The sequence below is a fragment of the Pseudomonas sp. ADAK2 TE3594 genome (assembly GCF_053628675.1).
In genome coordinates this window covers 4198135-4210925 of sequence record NZ_JBRJGV010000001.1, presented here as the reverse complement: position 1 = coordinate 4210925, position 12791 = coordinate 4198135, and the positions used below count along the sequence as shown (strand labels likewise).

Annotated in this window: 14 protein-coding genes; all 14 read left to right on the top strand. The window is 48.5% G+C overall.

Annotated elements, in window-relative coordinates:
* The first annotated feature begins 30 nt into the window (after nt 1-30).
* The 14 genes from rpsA (at nt 31) to AB7M22_RS18565 (ending at nt 12742) form a co-directional block, all read left to right on the top strand.
* Nucleotides 31-1722 (top strand): 30S ribosomal protein S1, encoded by a 1692-nt coding sequence (gene rpsA / locus AB7M22_RS18630; protein ID WP_008005961.1) that lies wholly within the window; start codon nt 31-33, stop codon nt 1720-1722.
* Between the two features lie 229 nt (nt 1723-1951).
* Nucleotides 1952-2230 carry a hypothetical protein gene (locus AB7M22_RS18625; RefSeq protein ID WP_030128737.1) on the top strand — a complete coding sequence of 93 codons (279 nt, stop codon included), beginning with the start codon at nt 1952-1954 and terminating at the stop codon, nt 2228-2230.
* Nucleotides 2231-2379: 149 nt separating this feature from the next.
* Nucleotides 2380-2676 carry an integration host factor subunit beta gene (gene ihfB / locus AB7M22_RS18620; RefSeq protein WP_007899751.1) on the top strand — a complete coding sequence of 99 codons (297 nt, stop codon included), beginning with the start codon at nt 2380-2382 and terminating at the stop codon, nt 2674-2676.
* 27 nt (nt 2677-2703) lie between these two features.
* Nucleotides 2704-2943, top strand: a complete 240-nt coding sequence (locus AB7M22_RS18615; RefSeq protein WP_454187388.1) for a LapA family protein — start codon at nt 2704-2706, stop codon at nt 2941-2943.
* Nucleotides 2944-3171: 228 nt separating this feature from the next.
* A complete protein-coding gene (gene rfbB, locus AB7M22_RS18610) occupies nt 3172-4248 on the top strand; it encodes a dTDP-glucose 4,6-dehydratase (RefSeq protein ID WP_454187387.1) in 1077 nt (358 codons plus the stop codon).
* The gene (rfbD, locus tag AB7M22_RS18605; RefSeq protein WP_454187386.1) at nt 4245-5138 is read left to right on the top strand and encodes a dTDP-4-dehydrorhamnose reductase; all 894 of its coding nucleotides are present in this window, start codon (nt 4245-4247) and stop codon (nt 5136-5138) included. Before rfbB ends, rfbD begins: the two co-directional genes overlap by 4 nt.
* A gap of 2 nt (nt 5139-5140) precedes the next feature.
* Nucleotides 5141-6034, top strand: a complete 894-nt coding sequence (rfbA, locus tag AB7M22_RS18600) for a glucose-1-phosphate thymidylyltransferase RfbA (protein WP_454188836.1) — start codon at nt 5141-5143, stop codon at nt 6032-6034.
* 113 nt (nt 6035-6147) lie between these two features.
* The gene (locus tag AB7M22_RS18595; protein WP_454187385.1) at nt 6148-6936 is read left to right on the top strand and encodes an ABC transporter permease; all 789 of its coding nucleotides are present in this window, start codon (nt 6148-6150) and stop codon (nt 6934-6936) included.
* Between the two features lie 5 nt (nt 6937-6941).
* Nucleotides 6942-7688, top strand: a complete 747-nt coding sequence (locus tag AB7M22_RS18590) for an ABC transporter ATP-binding protein (RefSeq protein WP_454187384.1) — start codon at nt 6942-6944, stop codon at nt 7686-7688.
* The gene (locus tag AB7M22_RS18585) at nt 7681-9210 is read left to right on the top strand and encodes a glycosyltransferase family 61 protein (protein WP_454187383.1); all 1530 of its coding nucleotides are present in this window, start codon (nt 7681-7683) and stop codon (nt 9208-9210) included. Before AB7M22_RS18590 ends, AB7M22_RS18585 begins: the two co-directional genes overlap by 8 nt.
* Complete coding sequence (locus AB7M22_RS18580) at nt 9207-9665, top strand: sugar 3,4-ketoisomerase (protein ID WP_454187382.1); 459 nt, start codon at nt 9207-9209, stop codon at nt 9663-9665. Before AB7M22_RS18585 ends, AB7M22_RS18580 begins: the two co-directional genes overlap by 4 nt.
* 407 nt (nt 9666-10072) lie before the next feature.
* Nucleotides 10073-10639, top strand: coding sequence for a GNAT family N-acetyltransferase (locus AB7M22_RS18575; RefSeq protein ID WP_454187381.1), 567 nt, complete (start codon nt 10073-10075; stop codon nt 10637-10639).
* Nucleotides 10636-11766, top strand: a complete 1131-nt coding sequence (locus AB7M22_RS18570) for a DegT/DnrJ/EryC1/StrS family aminotransferase (RefSeq protein WP_454187380.1) — start codon at nt 10636-10638, stop codon at nt 11764-11766. The genes AB7M22_RS18575 and AB7M22_RS18570 overlap by 4 nt, the downstream gene beginning before the upstream one ends.
* Before the next feature lie 88 nt (nt 11767-11854).
* On the top strand, nt 11855-12742 hold the full coding sequence (locus AB7M22_RS18565) for a glycosyltransferase (protein ID WP_454187379.1): 888 nt from the start codon (nt 11855-11857) through the stop codon (nt 12740-12742).
* Nucleotides 12743-12791 lie beyond the last annotated feature (49 nt).

Below are 12791 nucleotides of genomic sequence, written 5' to 3'. Positions count from 1 at the left end.
ATCCTTCGCCCTTATTCAACAGGAATTAAAATGAGCGAAAGCTTTGCGGAACTCTTTGAAGAAAGCCTAAAAACCCTGAACCTTCAGGCAGGCTCCATCATCACCGGTGTTATCGTTGATATCGATTACCAAGCTCGCTGGGTAACCGTTCACGCTGGCCTGAAGTCTGAAGCACTCATCCCGCTTGAGCAGTTCTACAACGATGCTGGCGAACTGACTATCAACGTCGGTGACGAAGTTCACGTTGCTCTGGACTCGGTTGAAGACGGCTTTGGTGAAACCAAGCTGTCCCGTGAAAAAGCCAAGCGCGCTGAATGCTGGATTGTTCTGGAAGCAGCCTTCGCAGCCGAAGAAGTGGTCAAGGGCGTTATCAACGGTAAGGTTAAAGGCGGCTTCACTGTCGACGTTAACGGCATCCGTGCGTTCCTGCCAGGTTCTCTGGTTGACGTCCGTCCAGTGCGCGACACCACGCACCTGGAAGGCAAAGAGCTGGAATTCAAGGTCATCAAACTCGACCAGAAACGCAACAACGTTGTCGTTTCCCGTCGCAGCGTCCTCGAAGCCGAGAACTCCGCCGAGCGTGAAGCTCTGCTGGAATCCCTGCAGGAAGGCCAACAAGTCAAAGGTATCGTCAAGAACCTCACCGATTACGGCGCATTCGTCGATCTGGGTGGCGTCGATGGCCTGCTGCACATTACCGACATGGCTTGGAAGCGTATCAAGCATCCTTCCGAAATCGTCAACGTTGGCGACGAGATCGATGTCAAGGTTCTGAAGTACGATCGCGAACGCAATCGTGTTTCCCTGGGCCTCAAGCAACTGGGCGAAGATCCATGGGTTGCTATCAAAGCCCGTTACCCAGAAAGCACTCGCGTTACCGCTCGTGTAACCAACCTGACCGACTACGGCTGCTTCGCTGAGCTGGAAGAAGGCGTTGAAGGCCTGGTACACGTTTCCGAAATGGACTGGACCAACAAGAACATCCACCCTTCGAAAGTCGTACAAGTCGGCGACGAAGTGGAAGTTATGGTTCTGGACATCGACGAAGAGCGTCGTCGTATCTCCCTCGGCATCAAGCAGTGCAAATCTAACCCATGGGAAGATTTCTCTGGCCAGTTCAACAAGGGCGATAAAATCTCCGGCACCATCAAGTCGATCACCGATTTCGGTATCTTCATTGGTCTGGACGGCGGCATCGACGGTCTGGTTCACCTGTCCGACATCTCCTGGAACGAAGTGGGCGAAGAAGCCGTTCGCCGCTTCAAGAAGGGCGACGAGCTGGACACCGTTATCCTGTCGGTTGACCCAGAGCGCGAGCGCATCTCCCTGGGTATCAAGCAACTGGAAAGCGATCCGTTCTCCGAGTACGTTCAAGAGAACGACAAAGGCGCCATCGTTAAAGGCATCGTGAAAGAAGTTGACGCTAAAGGCGCCATCATCACTCTGGCCGACGATATCGAAGCGACTCTGAAAGCCTCCGAAATCAGCCGTGACCGCGTTGAAGACGCGCGCAACGTTCTGAAAGAAGGCGAAGAAGTAGAAGCCAAGATCATCAGCGTTGACCGCAAGAGCCGCGTAATCCAGCTCTCGATCAAGTCGAAAGACGTTGAAGACGAGAAAGAAGCCATCCAAAGCTTGAAAGACAAGCCTTCGGATAGCATCGCTGCTGGTCCTACCACTCTGGGCGACCTGTTGCGTGCACAAATGGAAAAACAGAACTGAGTTCTGTCAGACCATAGAAAAAGGGCGACTTCGGTCGCCCTTTTTTGTGTCTGCGATTTGGTGAATCCCAGGGGAGGGCTGACACCACCGCCCGCTGGCTTATTTCTTTCGTGAAACCAATGATCTACATAAGTTGTCTGTAACTTCATACAGGTCAATCGTCTATCCAAGGCTAGGCTTGGTCTGAAGTGAACGACCGCTGGGCAGTGCGCCTGGCATAAGGAAGTGAATGAACAAGCTCATTGTCGTGATAGCAGTACTGACATTGGCGGGCTGTACCACGAGCGCCAAGACTCATGCAGTACGTGGAGTCAGTGGTATAGAGATCGATTGTTCAGGATTGGGCTCCGGATGGGAGAAGTGTCACAAGAGAGCCGCCAGGGAGTGCAAGGGTGCAGGTTATAAAGTTGTCGTAAGGTCCGATGATGCGAAGGAGGAAGATGAGTTCCCTTTTGGCTTCAATCCCGCGGGTTATCTGACGCGCACCATGCTGGTTATCTGTAGATGAATGCCGCGTTTAAGCAATGTTCCGATGCTCTGAAATCGGGCGCCTCATTACAAGGAAAGATATGTCAAAACTCGGGCTGTTCAAATTCCTCCGGGCATGCTAAAACCTTTGAAGCGCTGATCTAGCTGCTTGAAAAAGAAGGGAAAAATATGACGAAGTCGGAGTTGATCGAACGAATTGTCACCCATCAAGGGCTGCTCTCATCCAAGGATGTGGAGCTGGCCATCAAGACCATGCTTGAGCAAATGTCCCAATGTCTGGCCACCGGTGATCGAATCGAGATCCGTGGTTTTGGTAGCTTCTCCCTGCACTATCGTGCCCCGCGCGTAGGTCGCAATCCAAAAACCGGTCAGTCCGTCAGCCTCGACGGCAAGTTCGTTCCGCATTTCAAGCCAGGCAAAGAACTGCGCGATCGCGTGAACGAGGAAGAGGAGGAGGGGCTTTGACAGCTGCTGCACTTCAAGGAACCGCTGATGCGTAACCTCATGCGCGTACTTCTCGCTGTATTTGTCCTATTGCTCGTTCTCGCGATCCTGGCGTTCGTTCTGGAGAACCAGCAAAGTGTGTCGCTGCTATTCCTGGGCTGGGCAGGCCCGCAGTTGCCAGTATCGCTGGTCATGGTGGTTGCGCTGCTGATCGGTATGGTGATCGGGCCGATTCTTGGCTGGTTTCTGGGACGTACGTCCAGAGCCTCGCGCAAGCGCCTTGTCTGATCGCGACAAACCTGTGGTACACGTTGAACTTGCATCCCGGCTTGTCCATATCCATTAGTAAAACCTTCATTAAGCTGTAAAATGCTGCGCTTGGTCGATAGGGTAGTTCCCGAATCGGTTCAGACTGACTCTGTCAGAAGCCACGGCTGATTTTGATGGCTTTTGCATTCATGGATTAGACAGTGCGCGATTGGCGGCCCTGTCAGTAACTTAAGGGTATGGTTTCGCGTGAAAATTCTAGTAACCGGCGGCGCCGGGTTTATCGGCTCGGCAGTCATTCGTCATATCATCTCCAACACTAACGACTCTGTCGTTAACGTCGATAAACTGACTTATGCCGGTAACCTTGAGTCGCTGGCCGAAGTCAGTCAGAACTCGCGTTACGTGTTCGAGCGCGTCGACATCTGCGACCGTGATCAAGTGGACCGTGTCCTGCGTGAACACCAACCGGATGCCATCATGCACCTGGCCGCAGAGTCCCACGTTGACCGCTCGATCTCCGGTCCGTCCGAATTCATCCAGACCAACATCATTGGCACTTACACCTTGCTGGAAGCAGCACGCCATTATTGGGCGGCACTGGATGATGCGCGTAAAGCCAACTTCCGCTTCCACCATATTTCCACCGACGAAGTCTACGGAGACCTCGAAGGTCCGGAAGACCTCTTCACCGAAACCACGCCGTATCAGCCAAGCTCGCCATATTCGGCCAGCAAGGCCAGTTCCGATCACCTGGTTCGTGCCTGGAGTCGTACCTACGGTCTGCCGACTCTGGTTACCAACTGCTCGAACAACTACGGTCCATGCCATTTCCCTGAGAAGTTGATCCCGCTGATCATCCTCAATGCACTGGAAGGCAAGCCGCTGCCGGTCTATGGCAAAGGCAACCAGGTCCGCGACTGGCTCTACGTCGAAGACCACGCCCGCGCACTGTACAAAGTCGTGACCGAAGGCGTAATCGGCGAGACTTACAACATCGGCGGCCATAACGAGAAGCAAAACATCGAAGTGGTGCACACCCTTTGCGCACTGCTCGACGAACTGCGTCCGGACTCTGCCCATCGTCCGCACGCAAGCCTGATCACCTATGTCCAGGATCGCCCGGGCCACGACCAGCGTTACGCAATCGATGCCAGCAAAATTCAGCGCGAGCTGGGTTGGACGCCGGAAGAAACATTTGAAACCGGTATTCGCAAAACCGTCGAGTGGTACCTGAACAACACTGAATGGGTGGCTCACGTGAAGAGCGGTAGTTATCAGCAGTGGATCGATCAGAACTACGCAGATCGTTCGAATAACGCATGAAAATCCTCTTGTTGGGAAAAAACGGCCAGGTGGGTTGGGAGCTGCAGCGTTCCCTTGCGCCGCTCGGTGAGTTGATCGCCCTGGACCGCAAGACGGTAAATGGGCTGTCCGGTGACCTTTCAGATATTGAGGCATTGCGCACAACGATTCGGCAGATAAAGCCAGACGTTATTGTTAATGCTGCTGCTTATAACGCCGTTGATAAAGCTGAGTCCGAACCCGATTTGGCCCACCTCTTAAATGGTGAGGCTATTCAAGTCATGGCAGAAGAGGCGCAGGTTCTCGGGGCTTGGCTGATTCATTATTCAACAGACTACGTCTTCAGTGGACAGGGGCAAGCCCCATGGCTGGAAACGGATACAGCGGCTCCGATAAATAGCTATGGCGTGAGTAAGCTGGCCGGAGAGCAGGCGATTCAGGCGTCAGGTTGCAAGTATTTGATCTTTCGCACTAGCTGGGTCTATAGCGTTCGCGGTCAAAATTTTGCCAAGACAATGCTGCGCCTGGCCAAAGAGCGTGAAACCCTTAATGTTATAGCTGACCAGATAGGTGCTCCGACAGGGGCCGACCTGATCGCTGACGTAACGGCTTTGGCGCTTCACCGGATCATTGATCAGCCAGAGTTGTCGGGCCTTTATCACCTGGCGGCCAGCGGTGAAGTGTCCTGGTACGACTATGCCTGTGAGGTGATTGGTTTTGCCAGGGCTGTTGGCGAAGAACTAGCCGTCTCGACGGTCAACCCAATCGATACGACCGCTTATCCAGCACCTGCACTCCGCCCTCTGAATTCGCGATTGAATACTCAGAAGCTGCGTGACACCTTTTCTCTACACTTGCCGGATTGGCAAAGTGGTGTAATCCGAATGCTTAGGGAAGTTTTGAATAAATGACCATGACAAACCGCAAAGGCATCATCCTCGCTGGTGGCTCGGGAACGCGCCTTCACCCTGCAACGTTGGCTATCTCAAAACAGCTTTTGCCTGTTTTCGATAAGCCTATGATCTACTACCCGCTAAGCGTGCTGATGCTCGCGGGCATAAGAGACATTCTGATTATTTCCACTCCCCAGGACACGCCACGCTTCGAGCAGTTGCTCGGTGATGGTAAGCGTTGGGGTCTCAACCTGCAGTATGCAGTACAGGCTTCGCCTGATGGCCTTGCTCAGGCATTTGTAATTGGGGAGGAGTTTCTTGACGGAGGGGCTTGCGCGCTGGTCTTGGGTGACAACATATTCCACGGTCACGATTTCCATAATCTACTCAAGAACGCAATGGCTCGGACGGTGGGGGCAAGCGTATTTGCATATCACGTCAATGATCCGGAGCGGTATGGCGTCGCAGAGTTTGATAGTCAAGGGAAGGTCATCAGCCTCGAAGAAAAGCCAGCGGTACCCAAGTCTAGCTACGCGGTGACAGGGTTGTACTTCTATGATTCACAAGTTGTGGAGCTCGCCAAGAGTTTAAAGCCGTCCGCCAGAGGTGAACTCGAAATTACTGACCTGAATAAACTCTATCTGGAAAAAGGCCAGTTGGACGTCGAAACCATGGGCAGAGGATATGCATGGCTGGATACCGGGACACACGAGTCATTACTTGATGCAGGGCAGTTTATTGCCACAATAGAAAGCCGTCAGGGATTGAAAGTCGCTTGTCCTGAAGAAATCTCATTCAGGCAGGGATGGATTAATGATGAGCAGTTAGAAGCGCTCGCGGCGCCATTGGCGAAAAATGGATATGGTAAGTATCTACTGGCTATTCTGAAAGAAATAAAGAGCACGCGAGCTTAACAATGACCCTCCACAATAAGTGTTGGAAAAAAGGGTATGCTCTGCTAGTGATAAGGCAAAAAAATGAAACAGCATTATAGTTTTGATGTTGATATGGTCGCTGAGGTGATCGGGTGATTAATAAGGCATTTAGGCAGCTTTTTGAGCTGTACAGTAGCCACGCCGTTCTATGGCAGTTAGTTCGTCAACATTTGATCCTGCGGTATCGAAGGACTGCACTGGGCTATCTGTGGACGTTGATTAATCCACTGATGATGATGACCGTAACTGCCGTAGTTTTTTCGACGTTGTTCAAGGCAGACCTGAAAACCTATGCCGTATTCTTGTTTGCAGGGATGATTCCCTGGAATTGTTTTAGCGGAATAGTGACGCAGTCAGGGGCCGCGTTCATCAATAACGAAAGCCTGATAAAAAAGATATATCTACCAAAGCTGATCTTCCCGTTGAGTGTTGCTGTTGGAGTTTTGATTGATAGTTGTCTATCTTTCGTTGCTCTGTCTTTGATCATTTTTGCGATTGGTGGACACCTGACATGGGCACTCCTGTCTATTCCATTCGCCTATATGCTGCTGTTTGTGTTTTCGCTAGGGATTGCTCTATTTATCTCAATTGCGACAGTTTTCTTCCGGGACCTGCAACATATCATTTTGATTGCAATGCAAGCTTGGTTTTTTCTGACGCCAATCATGTACAAAAATGACGCTCTGATGGGGAAGGTGGCTTGGTTAGTGAGCTTTAATCCGGTCGTTCCGTTTGTGGATATGTTTCGTGCTCCCTTGACTCAAGGCGTCTTGCCAAACTCTACAACGGTTATGATTTGCATGGCTCTGGCCGCATGCAGTCTTTCTCTCGGGTTTATATTTTTTCTCCTTAAAGAGAAAAAAATTATCTTTAGGCTGTAAATAATATGTCGAATGTCTCAATTGTCGATTTATCAGTTAAGTTTCGTATTTATCACGATTCGACGCCTTCATTTAAAGATTATTTTACCGGCATATTCAAAAAAAAGAGCAAGTCGGCGTACTCGGATTTTTTGGCGGTCAATAATGTTTCCTTTAATTTGAATGCGGGCGACCGTGTCGGAATTGTAGGGCACAACGGCGCAGGAAAGAGTACGTTGTTGAAAGCGTTGTGCCGAATATATGAGCCTTCACAAGGTACGATAAAAGTCTCGGGCCGTATCGCGCCGTTGTTGGAAATTGGTGCTGGCTTCCACCCGGAATTTACCGGGCGAGAAAACATCTACTTGAATGGCTCGATTTTGGGTTATACAAAAAGCCAGTTGAAAGAGATTGAACCAGAAGTTATCGCGTTCGCTGAACTCGAAGAGTTTATTGATACGCCGGTCAAGTACTACTCTACAGGTATGTATATGCGCCTGGCATTTTCGCTGGCGACCGCTGTACACCCTGAAGTGCTGGTGCTCGATGAAATTTTTGCTGGTGGCGATGCGGCCTTTATGGAAAAGGCCAAGGCGAGAATGCACTCTATGATTGCCAAGGCAGATATTATGATCATGGTTTCTCACGATCATAATCTGGTTAAGTCCTTGTGTAATCGAGTCATCTGGATGGATCACGGAAAGAAGATTGCTGATGGCGATCCTGCTGAAGTTATAGAAATGTACCTCAAGGGAGCACCTACTCATGGATGAGCTAAGTAGTGATGAGTTAAAAAAGCAAATAGCGCTGCTTGAGGAAAAAGTAGAGAAGCACGAAGAGCAACTGCGCTCATTAAGTATATTGCTTAACGCGCAAGGCCGCATCTTTGAAGTTTCCAGATGGACGCCTACACCCAGCGTGGCAGAGAAAAAAATTGAGGCAGTTGACGCAACAGTTCAAAGGCTCGAGTTTGACGCTGAAAAGCCTCATAACAAAGTTGAAAGATTAAGAAGTACGGCAGTCGGCCAGTTTTATTTAAAGCACCTTAAACAGAATGCACTCATTCGTTGGGTCGTGCTATGGCTTTGGCGTAACGGCTACCCAATTTATGCTAATGTTCGTGCTCTTTTGTCGGGTAGTAAAAATCAAAAATGGCGCGAACTCACGAGTCATAAGGATTATGTAGCATCGCATAATTTGAGTTCGCTGATGCTTGTGCCGGAAGAGCAGGTCGAAACGCCCGCGCCACGAGTCCTTCCCGCGGATGATCAAGACTATTTAACCTCGCCGCATACATCGTACGTATATCCGGAGATTTATGTTTTTTCCGCGAATAATGCAATCGTGTACGGTGGGTCAAACTTCGTGCTGGTCGAAAACAAAATCCTGCATCATGATCTTTATGATTTTGCTCGAGATTACACAAGTGAAGAACTGCACGGCAGATTAGTGTTCGATCGCGCGCTAAGCAAAGGGCGCTGGTTATCACACGATGCTGCTCCCGAAGTAATCCCGGTGGCTGCTTCATTTCTTGACTCCTGTGCATCCAACTACGCGCACTGGATGACTGAAGTATTGCCCCGAGTCGCTATTTTTTGCGCGAATGAGGCTTATAAGGATATTCCGATTCTTATAAATGATGGGTTACATCGGAATTTGATGGAGTCGCTAAAAGTTATTACAGGTGGCGATCGTAAGATTATTGCACTACCAACAGGTAAAGCTGTTGCCGTTGCCCAGTTATATATCACATCGGTTGCGGGTTACGTGCCATTCGAGCGTCGTAATACAGCGTTGGATGGGCATTCACATGGCCTGTTCAGTCCTTCTGCGCTTGATCTGCTGAAGACGAGTGCGGAAAGTCAGGCTGTTCAATCAGATGGTAACTGGCCAGAAAAAATTATTCTTAGAAGAAGAACCGGAGCCCGACTGGTCAGCAATTTTGCGGACCTGGAGTCGGCGCTTGTTCCAAAAGGCTTTAAGGTTGTTGAAACGGAAAGTCTTACATTTATACAGCAGGTCTTACTGTTTAGCCGTGCAAAAATAATTATTGGCTCGTCAGGTGCCGCATTGGGAAACCTGGTGTTTGCGCCAAAAGATGCAAAAATATTCATCTTGATAAGCAAGTTTCCCGAAACCAGTTACTGGTATTGGCAAAACATGGCTTGCTCCTCCGGGAAGCAGATAAGCTACGTATTGGGAGCAGCCGATTCCACTGGAAAGGGTATCCATGCTGATTTCAGCATCGATTTAAAAAACTTTTTAAGTGTGCTTGAAGCGGATATTCCTGCGTGAATATCGTGACCCGAAGAGAGGAGGCGCTGGAAATGAATTTGGATAAGTGTAAAATATTAACTTTGCCGAGAGTCAATGATCCTCGTGGGAATCTCACTTTTGTTGAGGCGGGTCGCCATATTCCGTTTGATATAAAGAGAGTTTACTATCTTTATGATGTTCCAGGTGGAGCAGAGCGGGGCGGTCACGCTCACAAGGCATTACATCAGTTGATTATCGCCATGTCAGGCTCTTTTGATATTCATATTGATGATGGGTTCGGCAAGAAAACGATTCATATGAATCGTAGTTACTCTGGTCTATATGTTTGTCCGATGATCTGGCGGGAGATTGATAACTTTTCCTCTGGTGCGGTATGTATGGTGTTAGCGTCTGATTTTTACGATGAAGAAGACTATTACCGGGATTATGACAAGTTCATCAGCGATGCTAATCCAGGTCTCTCCATTAGTTGATGTGAATATGACCAAGCCCTGATCGCAGGGCTTGGTCTTGTTTGTAAGTCGATAGCGCTTTACTTTGCCCCCCTGTTTCGCCACCGCAGTCTCTGTTTTCGTCAATGCCTCGCCTTAATATTTACAGTATCTTGCGGCTGTGACGTGCCCATCTCGTCGTGCTTGATCAGCCCTGTATTGGCTAGCGAACATATACCTCTCGGTCGCCCAAGCACAGTATATTCCTCTTGAGGTGGTTGATATTAACGGCTGATAGATAACCGGTCTTAAAGACTTTCTGGTGTTTTTAACAGTGGCCCGCTACAATAATTTCGGTGCAGCCGCTCTGTGGTGCTGCTCAATCGATGGCCGGGTGTATCTGATGAGTCCGATAGATCAGATAACCAACTAATGAGCAGTGTGTATTGGTGGCTGAAATCAACGCCAATTTTGCACTGATGGAGAAATGCGTAGTGAATTTAGAGCATTCCACAATAGGCCTCAGGTTGGTTGAGGTGACGGACGCGGAATTCATCCTGAGTCTGCGTTTGGATGATAGATACAATAAATTTTTGTCAGGGGTTTCTCCAGATCTCGAATCGCAAAAAGCCTGGATTGCAAAGTATAAAGCTGATGAAGCTGACAAAAAACAGTTTTATTTTATTATACAAAGGCTCGACGGCACACCTTGTGGAACTGTTCGAATATACGATATTCGCCCCGATTCGTTCTGTTGGGGAAGCTGGATTCTCAATGAAAATAAAACCCGTTTTGCGGCAATCGAAAGTGCATTTCTAGTCTATAAATTCGGTTTCGAGCAGCTAGGGTTCAAGAAATGCCATTTCGATGTAATGAAAGGCAATGATAAAGTCATATCCTTTCATAAGAAAATGGGCGCTGTTCAAGTTGGCGAAGATGACGCTAACTACTATTATGAAATTACAAATGATGCAGTTAAGCATTCAGAGCAGAAACTTTCGGTGATTTTCAAATGACAACTATTCCATTTCTTGATTTGTCTTCTGTAAACAGGACGTTACGTAGTGAATTGATTGAAGCTACGACTCGGGTTATTGATTCCGGGTGGTACATCGGCGGGCAAGAACTGGAAAAGTTTGAAGCAGACTTCGCTAGTTACTGCGAAGTTAAGCATTGCATTGGTGTTGCTAACGGGCTTGATGCCCTTATCCTGACGTTGCGCGCGTGGAAAGAACTCGGCAAGTTGAAGGATGGTGACGAAGTTATCGTGCCAGCCAACACGTACATTGCCAGTGTGCTAGCTATTACCGAAAATAATCTCACGCCTGTGTTTGTAGAACCAGATAGTAAAACGTTCAACCTTTGTCCTGAAAATGTTAAAGCCTCACTGACCGACAAAACACGCGTACTTATGTGCGTTCACTTGTATGGTCAACTCGCAGATATGCCAAATCTGATGGCTATTGCGAAGGAGCATGATCTGCTGGTCCTGGAGGATTCTGCCCAATCGCATGGCGCCAGTATCGATGGCAAACGCGCCGGTAACTGGGGTGATGCCTCAGGATTCAGTTTCTACCCTGGCAAGAACCTCGGTGCATTGGGAGACGCGGGGGCCATCACAACAAATGACCCTGAATTAAATAGTACCCTTCGAGCTATTCGTAATTATGGCTCGCATGAGAAATATAAAAGTTTGTATCAGGGCGTTAACAGCCGATTGGACGAAATTCAGGCTGCAATGCTCAGCGTAAAGTTAAAATATCTTGATCAGACCGTTACCCATCGTAGAGAGGTTGCTAGTCTCTACACGAAAGGCATTAATAATAACTTGATCTCCCTGCCGGTCAGTAAAGATTCAGATGTGATGAATATGCATCAACACGTCTGGCACTTGTACGTTATTAGAACTGAACATCGTGAACAGCTACAAGCTCACCTGTCGAAACTGGGTATTCAAACACTGATTCACTACCCGATTCCGCCACATAAACAAGAAGCTTACTCGCAATTCAATGCACTGAATTTGCCGGTTACTGAGCAAATTCACGATGAAGTTCTTAGCTTGCCAATGGGGCCGACCCTGAGCTTGGAGCAAGCTGAGGAAGTAGTAAACGCTTGTAATTCATTTAAGTTGACCCAATAATTCTATGCATATAAGCCTGCCAGGCTAAGGAAGTCCTGGCGGGCTGCATAGAATACAGTTGGTGTTTTTGCGATCCTGGGAAAATACAATGTACTCCAGCAGTGCCGGGCCGCTTGTTAGCGTTTGCATTCCTGTTTTTAATCACTCGGATTTCGTGGCGGAGTGCATCGAAAGTGTGATTGCTCAGTCCTATCCGAATATCGAACTTATCATTATAGATGATGGCTCAACTGATTCGTCCTATGCGATAGTTGAGCGTTATATCGATGCTTGTAAAGCACGTTTTCAGCGATTCAAGGTTATCTCTCGTCCTAATGTCGGAGTGTCCGAGACACTGAATGAGGGCTTGCGGTGGGCCGACGGCAAATATTTTTGTGGCTTGGCCTCTGATGACGTGATTTTTGCCAATAAAACCAGTGTCTTGGTTGAATATCTGGAAAGTAATCCCGATACCGTTGCTGCCTTTGGTTCTGTTTATCTAATTGATGAGAACTCCAAAAAAATAGCTCAGCGGACGGCAAGCGCAATCTATAGTTTTAAAGATATTTTCTTACTGCGAGCCGAGCTTCCGGCTCCTGCAGCGTTGATTAGACGCAGTGAGCTGAATCGCGTTGGAGGATTCGACAAGAATACCAAAGTCGAAGATTGGGATATGTGGTTGAAGCTTTCGATAGGAAGGCGTACTGCTATTGCTGTAGTTTCTGATGTGTTGGCGGGTTATCGCGTTCATTCATCCAATACATGGAAGCAGCTTGATGCAATGCATGCAGAAAAAGTAAAGATTATCGAGCGGTATTCAGGGCATGAATATTATGCTCAAGCGCGAATTGTTGTCGAATGTGCTCGATTCAGGGATTTATCAATCGCCAGGAAGAAAGAGTCGCTGCGGGTTTTTTTTAGTATTGCACGAACTCCTCAGGTTTATAAGGAACTGCGTTTTTATCAGGGCTTATGTTATCTTTTTTTTCGTTGGTAGTAATGCCGATTGTGCTTTTAACATGGATGCCAATGATAGTGCACTGCGC